A 16,318-nucleotide genomic window follows, 5' to 3' on the forward strand; every position below is an offset into this window, starting at 1 on the left:
ATCGCCGGTGATGCTGCCAACTTACTGATTTAGTGTATGATGGTGTTTTTGAGGTGCTCCAGTGGCTTCTGTTTCTATCAGCTGTCCCTCCTGTTCAGCTACTGACGGGGTGGTGCGTAACGGCAAAAGCACTGCCGGACATCAGCGCTATCTCTGCTCTCACTGCCGTAAAACATGGCAACTGCAGTTCACTTAGGGGTCCGCTTGGAAAAAGGAAATTATCCTACTATAAGGGCTTCCCCGAACAGTCAACGCCGGTTTTTAATTTCTGTCTGTTCATCAATGAAAGGCAAGGGATAAGACTGCGCTACTATAAACGGTCATGCTGAATCGCTAGTGATTCGGACCCTGATGAAAGACGCTCGTGAGATCCTCCTTCGTTAATCGGATAGTGATATCCAGTAGGATATGCAGATACTTCTCACGGGGGTCTAACCCTTTACCATCAACAATTTACAGTTCAGTTACTACTCAGTTAAATTTTTCATGTTGTTGAATACAGTCTGAAGTCATCGCCGTAATGTAATGATGCCCAGCACAACCTCGCATTCTTGGCGGCGATTGCAACGACAGCACGCCAGTATCCCCGCCTACCAATCAACGAGCAGACCCAACGGCTAAACGGGTCCGTTCTATTCTCTGCCCCTACCATTACAGAACGGGCTCCCTGGACCAGTAGGGTTCGCAGATAGGCATCACCCGCTTTTGTTATCCTGCCAAGCTTTGATTTTCCGCCACTACTGTATTGTGATGGCGTTAGCCCCAACCAGGCTGCCAGTTGGCGCCCGTTCTTAAAATCATGGGCATTGCCAATACTGGCGACCAGCGCACTCGCTGTGGTGGGCCCAACACCTTTCAGTTCCATTAACTGCTGGCTGCGATGATCTGTTTTGGCCACACGAGATAATACCCTGTCATATTCGGCGATTTTCTCTTCAATATTAGTGACATGTGTCAATAGATCATCAATGCACAGCCTAACCTGTACTGGCAGAGTTTCCTTCTGGTCAGAAACAACATGACGCAGAGCATCAGTGCTTTGTGGGGCAATAACCCCGAATTCAGATATCAGGCCCCGAAGACGGTTATACGTTGCTGTTCTTTCCTGGATAAATCCCTGTCTTGTCCGATGTAAGCATTGCATTGCCTGCTGGCTTTCGTCTTTGACTGGTACAAAGCGCATATGCGGCCGCTGCACTGCCTCACAAATAGCTATTGCATCAGCTGCATCATTTTTCCCGGTCTTACCCGCCATGCGATAGGGTGAGACAAATTTCGGAGCCATCAACCGGACATCATGGCCATACTGCCTGAATAATCTTGCCCAATAGTGGGCACCCGAGCAGGCTTCCATTCCAATGACACAGGGAGGTAAACCTGCGATGAGTTCAGAAAGTGCTGCACGCGACACCTTGGGTTTAACCAGAACAGCTTTACCATTTTGGTCAATGCAGTGAACAGCAAACACATTTTTAGCAAGATCGATACCGACAGTGGTGATGGTCATAACGAATCCCTCTGGGTCAATGTTTATCCTATGATTGCACGAAAGTTAATCAGGCGCATATCTAGGGGAAGTCCCTTCCATTCGCTAAGCGCATTTTTTGCACAGATGGCTACCGACTGAACGTAACGTGTGAGTCATGATCAGAAATGTGTTAACTCTAGGAATTGACACGACTTACTGTTTGATGGGGAAATCATGTTTAGCTATCTCAAGGCTATGTATCATCAATCAAAAATTCAGGCTGAACTCAAGGTACAGATACATGAACAAACTACGGTTAATGCTATCTGTCATCACCCTGAATCAATCGAGATCATTGCGGTTTGTTCGACTGATGCGTATTACCGAAAACGTAAGGACGCTGCTTTTCTGACAACCTGTTCTGTGCTCATGCGTACTTTAAAAGATGAATCCGTACCGATGGTACTACGGAAAACAGCATGGCGATTATTGAACGAAAGATACCAACGAATTAAGTTAAATCAGGCTTATAGGATAGAAAATTTCTTGCTTGTTGCCGATTTTGAATATGCTCTCGAAGAACATGATGAACTAGCAGAGTAGTACTAGTGAGGCGATGAATACCGACAGTTAACGTGCATGTGACTTAAACGTCCGAAACCGGTCGGTTTCGTACACCACTTACAGCACATGTCCGAAACTTAGTGAAATTAATTTCGGACACACGTTATAATTCGGACATCCATTTCGTACGGAAAGTTTCCCATGTCACGTGTTTTTGCCTACTGCAGGGTCTCAACTCTGGAACAGACCACAGAAAACCAGCGTCGTGAAATTGAAGCGGCGGGTTTTGCCATCAGATCCCAACGACTTATTGAGGAGCATATCAGTGGCTCGGTTGCTGCCAGCGAACGCCCCGGATTTATCCGGTTGCTAGATCGCATGGAAAATGGGGATGTACTGATTGTCACCAAACTTGACCGTCTGGGTCGTAATGCGATGGATATCCGAAAAACAGTAGAGCAACTGGCGGCTTTAGATATTCGCGTTCATTGTCTCGCACTCGGAGGCGTTGACTTGACCAGTCCGGCCGGAAAAATGACTATGCAGGTAATTTCTGCTGTAGCGGAGTTTGAGCGGGATTTGCTGCTTGAGCGAACGTATTCAGGTATTGCGAGGGCAAAAGCGGCTGGAAAACGCTTCGGTCGCCCCCCCATCCTGAGCGAGGAACAAAAGCAAACAGTGACAGAGCGCCTAAATGCTGGCATCAGTATCAGTGCTATTGCCCGGGAATTTAATACCACCCGCCAGACTATCCTTCGGGTAAAGGCTGGATTGCTGCAAGAGTGAGCGGCTGGGAAGATTATAAAAAAAATCAAATGGTTATTATGAAATAAAACAGCCTGCTGGGTTCTTTTCCCCCTATTTTTTATAAAAGAGTAGACAAAAGAGGTTCGCGATATTAATCTACCAACTAGATGGTTGGTGCTGATTACACCAGCTATACCTTTTATCAAGAAATTACAGGAGCCATTATGTCTACTACCGTTAAACCTTCTGCAGACGCAGCTGCGATCCACAATACCCGTGAAGCAGTTCGCAGCCAGCCTGGCCTGGGTAACCTGACTTTCCAGATGAAAGCCCGTTCCAGCGGCGGATTAACCGTTCGCACAGAGACCGGCGCCACAATCCAGAACGGCGTTATCGATACCAGCCGTGTGGGGAAATTTTCTAATATCGGTGATGAACCCGCAGGTTTACTCGGCACCGATACCGGCATGAGCCCGACTGAATACATCATGCAGGCGCTGGCTGGCTGTTATACCGCCACCCTTACCATGATGGCTGCTGAAAAAGGGATCGACCTGGACGGTATCGAGCTGGATCTTAATTTCGATATCAACCTCAACGGCTTCCTTGGGCTGGACAGCAACGTGCGTAAAGGTGCGAAATCTATTCGCGTCGATGTTCACCTTACGAGCAAGACCGCCAGTCGCGAGGAGTTAGAAGCGCTGGTCAGCGAAATGCAAAAGAATTCGCCAATCCACGATACTCTGGCTAATCCGGTTGAAATGATTACACGCCTGGCGTGATGTCAGAGATGTAATGCTGCCATTCAGAATGCAGGATGGCAGTGACGTTCAGCTCTGCACGATACTGAGTCAGTGATACAACTTGCTACGGAAAAATAGCAACAATATAATCTATCAACTAGTAGATTATATGGAGTAATTATGACAACCATGACACGGGAACGGCTGCTCAGCGAAGCAGAACACCTGATGCGCGAAAAAGGGTATTCAGCATTCAGCTATGCTGATTTATCAAAAATAGTGGGTATCACCAAGGCCAGTATTCATCACCATTTCCCGACCAAAGATATTCTGGGTGAGCAGGTGGTAATACAGGCGTTCTCTGATACACAACGCGTATTTGAGCAGATAGAGGCGACTGAGAAAAGCGCGGAGAGAAGAATTGCGGCTTACATCGATATCTTCGCGCAAAGCCATAAAGCTTCGCTACTGCCACTGTGTTGTGCGTTGTCAGCAGAGACCGCCAATCTGCCTCAGGCAATTACTGTACAGACATCACTTTATTTCGATATGCAAATCGAGTGGCTCACAAAAGTCGTCAGGGCGGGCATGGAGTCAGGTGAGTTTTCATCCCATGCCGAACCATCAGATATTGCTTTGATGATCATTAATGTCTGTGAAGGCTCAAGCGTAGTGGCGCATGCAACGGCCAGACCCGAAGTCTTCGCCAACAGCCTTAAGTATATAAAACTGCTTCTTAATACCCCTCATTCAGGAGAATGACACTATGCTGGACTGGAACAACTATCGCTCAGAGTTAATGCAACGTTTAGGCGAGTTGGGCAAACTGACCCCCGAGACCATGAAAGGCGTGGTTGCCCTGGGCAACGCAGGTAACAAAACTGACCTTTTGGGCGCAAAAGTGCGTGAACTCATTGCCCTGGCGTGCGCAGTCACAACCCGCTGCGACGGCTGTATTGCTTTTCACGCCGACGCCGCTGTGAAAGCCGGTGCAACCGACGCTGAAATTGCTGAAGCGCTGGGCGTGGCGATTAACCTCAACGCTGGCGCGGCGGTCATTTATTCAGCCCGCACTCTGGATGCCGTCGGTCAGGCACGCGGTTAAGCATTAATAAATTCCACGTTAAAAGGGCATTACTGCCCTTTTTTTATGTCCGCAATAGCCTGAGCATATACCGATGCAGGTTTCACACCCGGTATGCGTTTAACTAATTGCCCTTCATGAAATATCAGCACAGACGGCAGCCCCCAGATCTCGTATTTGGTTGTCAGCACCGGCGCCTGATCTACATTGACTTTCCCCACCTGAATATCTCTATCGAGCCGGTCTGCAAACTGACTGAACATTTCTTCGCTGGCCTGACAGGGCGGACACCAGGGTGCAGAGAAACGTACCACCGATATTCCGTTGTACTGCTCTATCTGGCGGAAATTATCTTCGTTATAAGCTGTTAATGTACGCATGGTGATGACCTCGCAAAATGAGTGACAATTCAGAAATGGCTGCGTTATGACAAAAAAATACAACACAGCCATTGACCTACCTACTAGATGGTTGGTATATTGCCACCCATCAGATGTTTATGCAACTCCAGTGCGCGACGTCCAGTCGATGATACTGCCGGGCTGTGCAAATCCCTGCCGGGATACTCCTTTTTGTTTTTTGTGAGGTATACGATGAGTAAGCTTTTCACCCCCTACAATCTGTCTGGCCTGGCGTTAAAAAACCGTGTAGTCATGGCACCGATGACCCGCACCCGCACCATGAATGACGTGCCGGATGAGGTCGTGGCTTTGTACTATGCACAGCGTGCTTCTGCTGGCCTGCTCATCACCGAAGGGATGCCGGTTTCAGAAGAAGGCCGGGGTTACCTTTATACCCCTGGTATCTACAACGACGAACACGTCCAGGGCTGGCGTAAGGTGACACAAGCGGTTCACGCCAAAGGTGGCCGTATTTTCGCGCAGCTCTGGCACGTCGGCCGTATGTCTCACGTCTCTCTTCAGCCAGGCCACATAGCGCCGGTTTCAGCGGGCACCGTTCAGGCGGTCAATACCACCGTTTTTGCGCTGACCGAATCCGGAGAACCGGGCCCGGTTGTACCAAGCCAGCCACGCGCGCTGGAAACGCATGAAGTTAAACGCATCACTGCAGACTTCGTGCACTCCGCACGCCTGGCGATGGAAGCCGGCTTTGACGGCGTGGAAATCATGGCGGCAAACGGATTCATCTTTGACCAGTTCCTCAGTAGCGAACTGAACACCCGCACCGACGAATACGGCGGCTCGGTGGAAAATCGTCAGCGTTTCCTGCTGGAGACCATTGACGCCGTGGCGGAAGCCGTGGGTAACAGCCACGTTGCCGTGCGCCTGTCACCGTTCGGCCGCATTTATGACCTCGCGCCGTATGAAGGTGAAGAGCAAACCTGGTCAGCCATCACCGACGCGCTCGGTCAGCGGGAACTGGCCTACGTACACCTTTACTATCAGCCGGTGTACACCAAAGCGCCACTTCCGGAAGGCTTCCGCCGCCGTTTTCGCAACACGTTTAAAGGCACCATCATCGCTGCCGGCGGTTTTACCCGTGATATCGCAGAGCAGGCTCTGGAAGATGATGAGCTGGATCTGGTGGCATTTGGTGTGCCCTACATCGCTAACCCGGATCTGGTTGAAAGAATGCAAAACGGCTGGCCACTGGCAGAAAGTGACCGCGCCACCTACTACGGCGTCAGTGGTTCCCCGGAAAAAGGCTATACCGATTACCCGGTCTGGCAGGCGCAATAAATCCCATACGGTCGCGGTTCTCTGATAAGTGAGATCCGACCGCCCAACGTCTTTGAGGAATCATTATGCAAACGCTGAAACCCACCCTTACCATCGATATCTGGTCAGATTTGGTCTGCCCGTGGTGCTGGATTGCTAAAAAAAGATTTGAACAGGGTCTGAATCGCTTTGAATTTCGCGACCAGGTGGTGATCCGCCATCACAGCTACCGTCTGGCCGGTGGTACTCCCGCGATGCCTTTTAAGGATGCCATCGTTAAAAAGCTGGGCAGTCAGCATTCAGCGGAGCTGATGATGAATCAGGTGGGCACCGCCGGTAAATCTGAAGGTCTGATCTACAACTTCGACGGCATGATGTTTGGTGATACAGAAGATGCACACACCCTGCTGGTTGCCGCGCGTAAGGCCGGAATTGCGGACGCGGTGGAAGAACGTTTTTATCATGGCAGTATCACCGAAGGTCGCTCTCTCTTTGACCGTCAGCAGCTCGTTGCCATGGCCGTAGAAGCCGGTATGCCGAAAGCTGACGCTGAAGCCGCCCTGGAAAATGACGATTTTCGCGCCACCGTTTCCGACGATGAAGCCCACGCACAGTCTATTGGCCTCAGCGGCGTTCCGGTTTTTGTGATGAACGAAAAATATGCCATCAGCGGGGCTCAGGCAGCAGATAACTTTTTGAATGCCCTGCGTCAGGTCTGGGATGAACAGCAAACCGAATTTTCAGCCACTGCGGGTCAGACCTGCGGAACGGATGGCTGCAGTATTTAATCCGTCAACCGCCGGCAGTTTCACGCTGCCGGCAACGTCTTACCCACCAGTAATGGAGTCAGAAAATGAACACTTTTTTCAAAGGTAAAAAACTGCTCGTCGTCGGCGGTACCAGCGGCATGGGCCTGGCCGTGGCACGCATGGTACTGGAAGCGGGCGGCAGTGTCGTGCTGACCGGGAATAAAAAAGACAAAGCCGAAGCGGTGCAAAAAGAACTGAGCCCTCTGGGACCGGTTGCGGTCATCGCGGCGAACCTGATGACCGAAGAAGGTATGGAAACTATCCGTCAGGAAATTAATGCTCACCATCGCGATATCAGCCTGATGGTGAATGCCGCCGGTATCTTCATGCCCAAAGGATTTACCGAGCACAGCTTTGCCGATTATGACATGTATCTTTCGCTGAACCGAGCCACGTTCTTTATTACACAGGATGTCGTGAAGAACATGCTCGCCGCGAAGCTCGAAGGGTCTATCGTCAACGTCGGTTCGATTGGTGCTCAGGCTGCACTGGGTGACTCGCCGGCCTCGGCCTATTCAATGGCAAAAGCGGGTCTGCATGCCCTGACGCGTAATCTGGCGATTGAGCTGGCCAGCGCGGGTATTCGTGTCAACGCGGTGTCTCCCGGGATTGTTCATACGCCGATATACGAAGGCTTCATGGACAAAGCGGATATCGCAGATGCTATGAAGTCGCTGAACGATTTCCACCCGCTGGGACGCGTCGGAACTGCCGAAGATGTGGCAAACACTATTCTCTTCCTGTTGTCTGACAAAACCTCATGGGTGACGGGCGCTATCTGGGATGTCGATGCGGGCATCATGGCGGTCAGACGATAACCCCGTGACGCTGGCATAAGCCGCCCCTTAAGGGCGGCATTTTTTTGTCGCCAGACATGTCATCAGCAGGCTTCACTAAGAATATTCACGACCTGTTCATCCGTGCCTTTTGTGTTCCCGGCACAGGGTGTTATGCCGGGTTCTGACGACATCCTGACAGGACAAAACGGCCAGAGAGAAAGGAGTTATACACGATGAGGAGCCGGTAACGGAGAGTGATTCCCCTTTAAATAATCCGTGGATCACCATCGCAAACTGTACGGCACCAAAAAGTAACAGCGCACCTGCCCCGGTATCGAGATGGATATAGGCGACAGAGAAGAGCACTGCGTACACCATGAGGTAAAATTCGCTCAGCGGACGCCACAGCGATAATGTAGTTTTTGCGTGATAAAACAAGAAAGGTGACAGGACGAGTGCACCACTGGCCAGCCTGAGGCTGCTGAATGAAAGGGGATCAATGTGGCCTCCCTGCAGGGCCAGACGGCACAGAATAGAGTTTGCAGCAAACGCCAGCATTGCCAGGGATATTTTAAGAATGAGCGCGCAATTGGCCATTCAGTGAGACCTCATAAAATTCTTGTAAACTACCATCTAGTTGGTAGCATAGCGTAAGTGATCACCGAACAGGAAGCAATAATCAGCTTTCAAACTGGAAGGTGAGGACAGGCATTCGGAATGAATTCTGTTTCACATCCCCAGTAGAGGAAGGAAAACGCGTAATGCCAGATGCAGAGCAGAAGATTATTTTTCCCTGCGATCAAACATATGAAATCAGTTTAAGACCTGGAATATCCTATGAAAAAACTAAAATTTACGTTCAAAAATGCGGCTGGTGAAGAACTGGCCGGATTGCTTGAACTTCCTGAAAATCCTAAAGCGTTTGCGCTGTTAGCTCATTGTTTTACGTGTGGCAAAGACCTCAAAGGCGCGGCGCGTATTGCGCGGAAACTGAGGTAATGGTGCCAACTTACTGATTTAGTGTATGATGGTGTTTTTGAGGTGCTCCAGTGGCTTCTGTTTCTATCAGCTGTCCCTCCTGTTCAGCTACTGAAGGCGTGGTGCGTAACGGTAAAAGTACTGCCGGACATCAGCGCTATCTCTGCTCTCACTGCCGTAAAACATGGCAGCTACAGTTCACTTACACCGCTTCTCAACCCGGTACGCATCAGAAAATCATTGATATGGCCATGAATGGCGTCGGATGTCGCGCCAGTGCACGCATTATGGGCGTTGGCCTCAACACGATTTTACGTCACTTAAAAAACTCAGACCGCAGTCGGTAACCTCACGCATACAACCGGGCAGTGACGTCATTGTTTGCGCGGAAATGGACGAACAGTGGGGTTATGTCGGCGCTAAATCACGCCAGCGCTGGTTGTTTTACGCGTATGACAGGATACGGAGGACGGTTGTGGCGCACGTATTCGGTGAACGCACGTTGTCCACGCTGGAGCGTCTTCTGGGCCTGCTGTCGGCCTTTGAGGTCGTGGTATGGATGACGGATGGCTGGCCGCTTTATGAATCACGCCTGAAGGGAGAACTGCACGTTATCAGCAAGCGATATACGCAGCGCATTGAGCGGCATAACCTGAATCTGAGGCAACATCTGGCAAGGCTGGGCAGGAAGTCACTGTCGTTCTCAAAATCGGTGGAGCTGCATGACAAAGTCATCGGGCATTATCTGAACATAAAACACTATCAGTAAGTTGGAGTCATTACCGGCTTACCGTACAATAATTCTCTATATCCAAACTGACCCCTACTCGACCGGCACCGTACTTTACGGGCGGATTTGCCAGAATCAGTCAGGCAGCGCTTCGTGGCAGGTTTACAGCCGTCGCTAAACACCAGGGCGGTTTAACCGCCCTTTTCTTTACCCACAGAAAGCACACTATCACCATGTTCCCCTTCCCCACTACAGAAAACCTTATTCTATGGGCTTGCAGCGCCATCGCACTGTTTGCCGTTGTATTCTTCCGGCGTTCAGTACGCAACCGACGACACAAAAGGAAGCAGCAAAGTGCGCGGCGGGTGCTGGAGCGCATAAAGACGTTGCCGGGCTTCCCACAAAAAATTAACTACCTGAGGAAAATTGATCCTTTTGTGTTTGAAGAACTGTTGCTGGAAGGATTTGAAGCGCATGGCTTCAGAACCATCAGAAACAAACGCTATACCGGCGATGGAGGCATTGACGGCCAGGTAATAATAGGAAAATATCGCTATCTTATTCAGGCTAAACGCTATCGCGGCCATATTGCTTTACAGCACGTACAGGAGTTCGAGAAGTTGCTTAAACGTCATAACTGTCGCGGTCTGTTTTGCCATACCGGGAAAACCGGCGCAGGTTCAAAATCTGTCAGTATTGCCAGTGAACGGATGGAGATTATCAGCGGCCAGCGCCTGATAGATTTGCTCACGCCCGGCAGCTCCTTCACTATCGCAACCGCCCCGCAGACGATGATGAAGCGTACCGCAGCAACACTAGAAACGAGCACCATTGTTAAAGATGCCGGTAAAGAAAATCGATACCATGAGAGTTAATTAAATGAAGTCAGTAACTATAGAAGCAAAAACATTTGCTGAAATGTTAGGAATAACAGAAGGTGAATTAATCTTTGCCATTAAGAAAACTGGCACATTCAAAAACAAGACCATCCCACAACCTCATGAGCCACATAAATCAAATAATAGATTTTTATATTCAGACGTAATGAGGTTTATAGAATCACTAAAAGACAAAGAGAACCGGTAATGACTCCAACTTACTGATAGTGTTTTATGTTCAGATAATGCCCGATGACCTTGTCATGCAGCTCCACCGATTTTGAGAACGACAGTGACTTCCGTCCCAGCCTTGCCAGATGTTGTCTCAGATTCAGGTTATGTCGCTCAATGCGCTGAGTGTAACGCTTGCTGATAACGTGCAGCTTTCCCTTCAGGCGGGATTCATACAGCGGCCAGCCATCCGTCATCCATACCACGACCTCAAAGGCCGACAGCAGGCCCAGAAGACGCTCCAGCGTGGCCAACGTGCGTTACCTAACAATAAACCTGTTTAAATATCCAGATAAAAACATTCAATCTGGGTCAAATGAGTGATACAGTTTCACCCATAAGACCCAATGGAGGCAATATGTCTGAATTTGAATTACTGGCGCAGGATCTGCTTGAGAAAGCAGAAGCGGAAGAACAACTGCGACAGGAAAATGATAAAAAGCTGCTCGGGCAGGTGCTGGAAATCTATGACCAGAAGTACGTGGCTGAACTGCTTAGAAAAGTTGGTAAAAATGAGTGGAGTCGCGAGACTCTTAATCGCTGGATTAATGGTAAGTGCTCACCTAAGACGCTGACGTTAGCCGAAGAGGAACTTCTACGAAAAATGCTTCCGGAAGCGCCTGCACATCACCCTGACTATGCCTTCCGGTTTATTGACCTGTTTGCTGGGATTGGAGGTATACGGAAGGGCTTCGAAACCATCGGTGGCCAGTGCGTTTTTACCAGTGAATGGAATAAAGAGGCTGTGCGCACATATAAAGCTAACTGGTTTAACGATGCTCAGGAACACACTTTCAATCTCGATATTCGGGAAGTCACGCTCAGTGATAAACCTGAAGTACCTGAAAACGATGCCTATGCTTACATTAATGAGCATGTGCCGGATCATGATGTACTTCTAGCAGGTTTCCCCTGTCAACCGTTTAGCCTTGCGGGCGTAAGCAAGAAAAACTCGCTCGGGCGCGCGCATGGTTTCGAATGTGAGGCTCAGGGAACGCTTTTCTTCGATGTGGCGCGTATTATCCGCGCAAAAAAACCTGCCATCTTTGTTCTTGAAAACGTTAAAAACCTGAAGAGCCATGACAAGGGTAAAACCTTTAAAGTCATCATGGATACCCTCGACGAACTGGGCTATGAAGTTGCGGATGCAGCTGAGATGGGCAAAAACGATCCTAAAGTTATCGACGGAAAGCACTTTTTACCTCAGCACCGAGAACGTATCGTTTTGGTCGGTTTCCGCCGTGATCTGAACATTCACCAGGGCTTTACCCTGCGCGATATTAGTCGTTTTTATCCGGAACAGCGTCCGTCATTTGGCGAACTGCTGGAACCCGTGGTTGACAGCAAATATATACTGACGCCGAAACTCTGGGAGTATCTCTATAACTACGCCAAAAAGCACGCAGCTAAGGGTAACGGATTCGGTTTTGGCCTCGTTAATCCTGAAAATAAAGAAAGCATTGCCCGTACGCTTTCTGCTCGCTATCACAAAGACGGGTCTGAAATTCTGATAGACCGTGGCTGGGATATGGCCACAGGTGAAACAGACTTCGCGAACGAAGAAAATCAGGCGCATCGGCCCCGCAGGCTGACTCCGCGAGAGTGCGCGCGCCTTATGGGTTTTGAAAAAGTAGATGGCAGGCCTTTTCGCATTCCTGTGTCAGACACTCAGTCGTACAGGCAGTTCGGTAACTCCGTAGTGGTGCCCGTGTTTGAAGCCGTAGCCAAACTGCTTGAACCTTATATCCTGAAAGCGGTTAATGCCGATTCGTGCAAGGTTGAACGAATCTGATCGCTCCTCCCGGTATTTATGCCGGGAGATAATCTATGGAATATCTGCGTAAAGCCCTGTCAGCTCAGCAATAAACGCACCTAGCGTCATTAGCTCAGCTCTCACCGCCTCCGGGTATTTTTTGTGCAGAGATGATGGCACGACCAATCTGACACCCGACTCCCGCATCTCCCGATATTGAGCCAGAGAAACTCCCTCCTGGAGTGTAAACAGATGCACCTGATGAATTTTATCGGCCTCATTCAGTATCTGACGCCAGCGATCCTTACAGGTAGTCTTGACTGCCAGCATGCGCAGATTTTCTACGGGAAACTCAGTATCGTGGTAAGCCCCTGCGGAAGGGAAAAGGAAATCGGGTTTTTTATTACCTTCTGTGATGGCCTGCGTCGCAAAGTGTCGCAGGCCGTGCTCAATGAATAGATGCTCCAGGTGCAGTTCCAGCGACTTCCCGGCTCTGGATTTACGGCGATTGCTGACAGAATTGGCCAGCGCAATAAATTCATCCACAGAGCCAAATCCTTTCCGGATGATATCCAGAACATGCAGTTCCTCAACCAATAGAAATATGTCGTACTCCACGCGCCGGCGGTCAAGAAGTTGCTCATCCGGATCAAGGGAATTTTTCACATAATGGCTGGCTGCATACTGAATAATTTCACTTCCCGACGGAAAGCGCAGGTGCCAGTCTTCAGGTAGAATATATTTATGATTTACTGGCGCTTGCTGTAGAGATAGTCCGCCTAGAATCTGTCCTGCGGGGCCGGATATAAGCGCTCCGGGTATAACTTCACCAATAGCGGTCTCAATGACGTCCTCTTCATCAGTGCTGGCGCATACCCAAATATTTACTTCCTTACAGTCCCCCCCTTGCTCATCAAGCTTGAAAGCCAGGAGCGTCAGAGCCCCTGTATTTTCAGGATCCTGAAGTGGGCTGCCTCTACCCCAGCGGGTAATCCTTTTTTCATTCCGGGTTTTACCAAAATGACGGCTGTTATAATAAATTGCCCTGGCTTCGCTGTCAGGGCAATCATGCGATGACACATGTGCGGTGAGAAAAACCGAAGGGTTCAGTTCACGGGTATGGTTGATAGACGGAAAGAGTTTTTCAACGATACCTGAAGGGATATAAAGCCCTACCTGGTGACCACCTGTTGCGCCGGTATCGTTGGCGGAAAGGCGTTTGATGTAGACGAAGTAATTCTCACATGCGATCTCAAGTAGCCAGTTGTGGAAAACCGACATAAGCATCCCCTGTTACCCTGAAACTCTACTCACCATTTTTTCATGATTATATACAAACAGTGTCATTTTCAGAAGACGACTGCACCAGTTGATTGGGCGTAATGGCTGTTGTGCAGCCAGCTCCTGACAGTTCAATATCAGAAGTGATCTGCACCAATCTCGACTATGCTCAATACTCGTGTGCACCAAAGCGAGGTGAGCATGGCGACGGAGGCTCTGTTGCAAAGATTGGCGGCAGTCAGAGGTAGGCTGTCGCTCTGCGCCGATCAGGCGGCTGCTGCGAAATGGTGGTTGAGCATGCCCATGGCCTCCGTCAGCGCCGAGGGCCCAATGCCAAAAGCTCTCTCCACAAGGCGCACCTCGCCCCTGATGCCGGGCTGCAGGCACCAGGGGCGAGCCTGTCCTTTGCGCAGGGCTCGCATGACTTCGAATCCCTTGATCGTGGCATAGGCCGTGGGGATCGATTTGAAACCGCGCACCGGCTTGATCAGTATCTTGAGCTTTCCGTGATCGGCCTCGATCACGTTATTGAGATACTTCACCTGCCGGTGGGCCGTCTCCCGGTCCAGCTTTCCTTCGCGCTTCAATTCGGTGATCGCTGCACCATAGCTCGGCGCTTTGTCGGTATTGAGCGTGGCAGGCTTTTCCCAGTGCTTCAGGCCTCGCAGGGCCTTGCCCAGGAACCGCTTCGCTGCCTTGGCGCTGCGGGTCGGCGACAGGTAGAAATCGATCGTGTCGCCCCGCTTGTCGACTGCCCGGTACAGGTAGGTCCACTTGCCCCGCACCTTGAGTAGAGTAAGAGGCAGGGCGTAGTCGGACTATTTCCCTGCCTCTCCTCCCCGAACCGGACGTGCACCTTTCAGCGCATCCGGCTCTCCATTTAAATGCTGGCGAACGCCATTGCCACTTCTGTAAAGCGCGATGTATACGTGTTTCTGGTCTCCGTCCTCAGATAGGGATTACCTTCGGGTAGCCGCCAGCGGAACAGCTTCTTGCCTTGCCCCACCAACCGGTACAGTATTTCGCCGCTGAGCTTGCCGTGATTGGTTTTACCAAATAAAACCCACGTTTTGCTCTGACCCGGTTTCGGTGATTTACACCACCACCTCATCAGGGAAGCGATACCTGTACGGTATTTGCGGGCCAGCCAGTGAGCCAGCTTCCAGAACACGACACGGTCGATATAACTGAAGACTTTGGCCTTAAAATCAACGAACTGATAGAACATGGCCCAGCCTTTCAGTTTTCGGTTGAGTTGTTCAGCCATATCGACTTTGCTTTCACTGTAGTTGCCTGATAACAGTGCTGTCAGCGATGCGGCGAAGTTTCTGGCTTTCTCCTGCGGGATCGTTGAGACCACTCGCATCTCGCCATAACGACTGCGTTTGCGAATGATCCTGTGCCCCAGAAAGATAAAGCCGTCATTAACATGGGTGATTTTAGTCTTATCCATGTTCAGCCTGAGTTTCAGACTGCCTTCGAGCACACCCCGACACTCCTCCCTGATGGCTTCCGCCTGTGCTTTGGTGCCTTTGACGATGAGGACAAAATCATCGGCATAGCGGCAGTACGCCACCGCGGGTTTCCACTGCCAGTTTTCTCTGACCGCCGTACTTCGGCCCCGTTGGATACTGTTATTCCAGTACCACCGATCTTTTCTGGCTTTCCCGCTCAGGTAGCGCTCATGCAGGTATTGATCGAACTCATTCAGCATGATGTTCGATAATAGCGGCGATATAACACCGCCCTGTGGTACACCTTCACTGGCCGCCCGAAAGAGACCGACATCGATATGTCCCGCCTTGATGGTTTTCCACAGCAGAGTCATGAAACGTGCGTCACTGATCCTGCGGCGTACAGCCTTCATCAGCAGTCGATGATGTACGGTGTCGAAGTAACTGGACAGGTCGCCTTCAATCACCCAGCGTCCCCGGGTTTCACCACAGTCTGTGAGCTGTAATTTCACCGTGCGGATCGCGTGGTGGACACTGCGCTCAGGCCGGAAGCCATATGAGAGCGTATGAAAATCACTCTCCCATATCGGCTCCATCGCCATCAGCATGGCCCGCTGAACAATACGATCCCGCAACGCGGGGATACCCAGTGGTCGCAGTTTGCCGTTGCTTTTAGGGATGTAAACCCGTCTGGCGGGCAAGGGCTGGTAGTGGCCTGAGAGTAATTCATCCCTGAGGATTTGCAGCTCAACAGCCAGTCTGGCCTGTAGCATTGTTTTGTTCACGCCATCAACGCCGGGGGTATGGGCCCCCTTTGATGAAAGCGTGATCCGCGCCGCTTCAGCCAGCCATTCTGGTTGTGTTATCAGACGCAGCAGCCGTTGAATCCGTAGGGACGGATCGGTGGCTGCCCATGTGGCAAGCTTGCGTTGCATTTCGCTGATTATCAAAGGTCTTCACCTCGTTAGGTCAGTTAATTCACGTCGCAAACACATTCAAACTGCTTCCCTTCGCCATGTAATGGGCTTTCCCCATCGCGGACTACTACGGAAGCTCCGCCAGCCAGCGCGTCATCGGAGCCATGCCCCCTTAACATCCGTCGCTGACCTTCCCCGGTTTACCTGCCTGGACTCAGGCATA

At 50.5% G+C, this 16,318-nt stretch carries 16 protein-coding genes and 5 pseudogenes; 14 read left to right on the forward strand and 7 right to left on the reverse strand.

All coding sequences use genetic code 11. The annotated features are described in order from the left end of the window. Nucleotides 1-61 precede the first annotated feature (61 nt). Nucleotides 62-193 (forward strand): annotated as a pseudogene (locus tag ACQG0T_RS23365) (IS1 family transposase); the annotation flags it as partial. Between the two features lie 291 nt (nt 194-484). Here ACQG0T_RS23365 and ACQG0T_RS23370 read toward each other — a convergent pair. Beyond that, on the reverse strand, nt 485-1,507 hold the full coding sequence (locus ACQG0T_RS23370) for an IS110-like element IS5708 family transposase (protein ID WP_000156884.1): 1,023 nt from the start codon (nt 1,505-1,507) through the stop codon (nt 485-487). A 195-nt stretch (nt 1,508-1,702) separates the two neighbouring features. Here ACQG0T_RS23370 and ACQG0T_RS23375 point away from each other — a divergent pair, with 195 nt between their 5' ends. From ACQG0T_RS23375 to ACQG0T_RS23395, 5 genes are all read left to right on the forward strand, one after another. Further along, nucleotides 1,703-2,071, forward strand: a complete 369-nt coding sequence (locus tag ACQG0T_RS23375) for a hypothetical protein (protein ID WP_032677090.1) — start codon at nt 1,703-1,705, stop codon at nt 2,069-2,071. Between the two features lie 162 nt (nt 2,072-2,233). Beyond that, nucleotides 2,234-2,818 (forward strand): recombinase family protein, encoded by a 585-nt coding sequence (locus tag ACQG0T_RS23380; RefSeq protein ID WP_012695450.1) that lies wholly within the window; start codon nt 2,234-2,236, stop codon nt 2,816-2,818. 185 nt (nt 2,819-3,003) lie between these two features. Beyond that, nucleotides 3,004-3,561: an OsmC family protein gene (locus ACQG0T_RS23385; RefSeq protein ID WP_000108589.1), complete on the forward strand. Its 558-nt coding sequence runs from the start codon at nt 3,004-3,006 to the stop codon at nt 3,559-3,561. 141 nt (nt 3,562-3,702) lie between these two features. Further along, nucleotides 3,703-4,284: a TetR/AcrR family transcriptional regulator gene (locus tag ACQG0T_RS23390; protein ID WP_000210409.1), complete on the forward strand. Its 582-nt coding sequence runs from the start codon at nt 3,703-3,705 to the stop codon at nt 4,282-4,284. Nucleotides 4,285-4,288: 4 nt separating this feature from the next. Then, complete coding sequence (locus ACQG0T_RS23395; protein WP_000888080.1) at nt 4,289-4,627, forward strand: carboxymuconolactone decarboxylase family protein; 339 nt, start codon at nt 4,289-4,291, stop codon at nt 4,625-4,627. Nucleotides 4,628-4,656: 29 nt separating this feature from the next. Here the strand turns inward: ACQG0T_RS23395 and ACQG0T_RS23400 are convergent, their stop codons facing one another. Then, on the reverse strand, nt 4,657-4,986 hold the full coding sequence (locus ACQG0T_RS23400; RefSeq protein ID WP_021242987.1) for a thioredoxin family protein: 330 nt from the start codon (nt 4,984-4,986) through the stop codon (nt 4,657-4,659). 213 nt (nt 4,987-5,199) lie between these two features. Between ACQG0T_RS23400 and ACQG0T_RS23405 the strand changes: the two genes are divergently transcribed. The 3 genes from ACQG0T_RS23405 (at nt 5,200) to ACQG0T_RS23415 (ending at nt 7,912) form a co-directional block, all read left to right on the forward strand. After that, nucleotides 5,200-6,306, forward strand: a complete 1,107-nt coding sequence (locus ACQG0T_RS23405) for an alkene reductase (RefSeq protein ID WP_006687059.1) — start codon at nt 5,200-5,202, stop codon at nt 6,304-6,306. A gap of 65 nt (nt 6,307-6,371) precedes the next feature. Continuing rightward, nucleotides 6,372-7,073 carry a DsbA family oxidoreductase gene (locus tag ACQG0T_RS23410; RefSeq protein WP_001194072.1) on the forward strand — a complete coding sequence of 234 codons (702 nt, stop codon included), beginning with the start codon at nt 6,372-6,374 and terminating at the stop codon, nt 7,071-7,073. Nucleotides 7,074-7,138: 65 nt separating this feature from the next. Beyond that, nucleotides 7,139-7,912 (forward strand): SDR family NAD(P)-dependent oxidoreductase, encoded by a 774-nt coding sequence (locus ACQG0T_RS23415; RefSeq protein WP_004729618.1) that lies wholly within the window; start codon nt 7,139-7,141, stop codon nt 7,910-7,912. Nucleotides 7,913-8,122: 210 nt separating this feature from the next. Here the strand turns inward: ACQG0T_RS23415 and ACQG0T_RS23420 are convergent. Next, a pseudogene (locus ACQG0T_RS23420) lies at nt 8,123-8,470 on the reverse strand (EamA family transporter); the annotation flags it as partial. 240 nt (nt 8,471-8,710) lie between these two features. On the opposite strand from ACQG0T_RS23420, the pseudogene ACQG0T_RS23425 reads away from it, so the two are divergent. The 4 genes and pseudogenes from ACQG0T_RS23425 to ACQG0T_RS23440 all read left to right on the forward strand — a co-directional run. Then, nucleotides 8,711-8,866: pseudogene (locus ACQG0T_RS23425) on the forward strand (alpha/beta hydrolase); the annotation flags it as partial. A 56-nt stretch (nt 8,867-8,922) separates the two neighbouring features. Further along, nucleotides 8,923-9,620, forward strand: a protein-coding gene (locus ACQG0T_RS23430) for an IS1 family transposase (RefSeq protein ID WP_223433957.1) whose coding sequence is annotated in 2 segments (ribosomal slippage) — nt 8,923-9,172 and nt 9,172-9,620 — 699 coding nt in all. Because the reading frame shifts where the segments join, the coding sequence is not laid out codon by codon here. A 194-nt stretch (nt 9,621-9,814) separates the two neighbouring features. Beyond that, nucleotides 9,815-10,456 (forward strand): restriction endonuclease, encoded by a 642-nt coding sequence (locus ACQG0T_RS23435; RefSeq protein ID WP_012561158.1) that lies wholly within the window; start codon nt 9,815-9,817, stop codon nt 10,454-10,456. A 4-nt stretch (nt 10,457-10,460) separates the two neighbouring features. Continuing rightward, complete coding sequence (locus ACQG0T_RS23440; RefSeq protein ID WP_001749967.1) at nt 10,461-10,667, forward strand: hypothetical protein; 207 nt, start codon at nt 10,461-10,463, stop codon at nt 10,665-10,667. A 10-nt stretch (nt 10,668-10,677) separates the two neighbouring features. Here the strand turns inward: ACQG0T_RS23440 and ACQG0T_RS23445 are convergent. After that, nucleotides 10,678-10,950: pseudogene (locus ACQG0T_RS23445) on the reverse strand (IS1 family transposase); the annotation flags it as partial. A 98-nt stretch (nt 10,951-11,048) separates the two neighbouring features. Here ACQG0T_RS23445 and ACQG0T_RS23450 point away from each other — a divergent pair. Continuing rightward, on the forward strand, nt 11,049-12,482 hold the full coding sequence (locus tag ACQG0T_RS23450; RefSeq protein ID WP_001288432.1) for a DNA cytosine methyltransferase: 1,434 nt from the start codon (nt 11,049-11,051) through the stop codon (nt 12,480-12,482). A gap of 33 nt (nt 12,483-12,515) precedes the next feature. Here the strand turns inward: ACQG0T_RS23450 and ACQG0T_RS23455 are convergent, their stop codons facing one another. From ACQG0T_RS23455 to ltrA, 3 genes and pseudogenes are all read right to left on the reverse strand, one after another. Further along, entirely contained in the window at nt 12,516-13,724 is a 1,209-nt protein-coding gene (locus tag ACQG0T_RS23455; protein WP_001749969.1) for a type II site-specific deoxyribonuclease, read from the reverse strand. Nucleotides 13,725-13,990: 266 nt separating this feature from the next. After that, nucleotides 13,991-14,521: pseudogene (locus tag ACQG0T_RS23460) on the reverse strand (IS6-like element IS6100 family transposase); the annotation flags it as partial. Between the two features lie 83 nt (nt 14,522-14,604). After that, the gene (gene ltrA / locus ACQG0T_RS23465) at nt 14,605-16,113 is read right to left on the reverse strand and encodes a group II intron reverse transcriptase/maturase (protein ID WP_001189111.1); all 1,509 of its coding nucleotides are present in this window, start codon (nt 16,111-16,113) and stop codon (nt 14,605-14,607) included. Nucleotides 16,114-16,318 lie beyond the last annotated feature (205 nt).

This window comes from Enterobacter cloacae complex sp. 302F9 (assembly GCF_050030335.1).
GTDB classification, from domain to species: domain Bacteria; phylum Pseudomonadota; class Gammaproteobacteria; order Enterobacterales; family Enterobacteriaceae; genus Enterobacter; species Enterobacter hormaechei_C.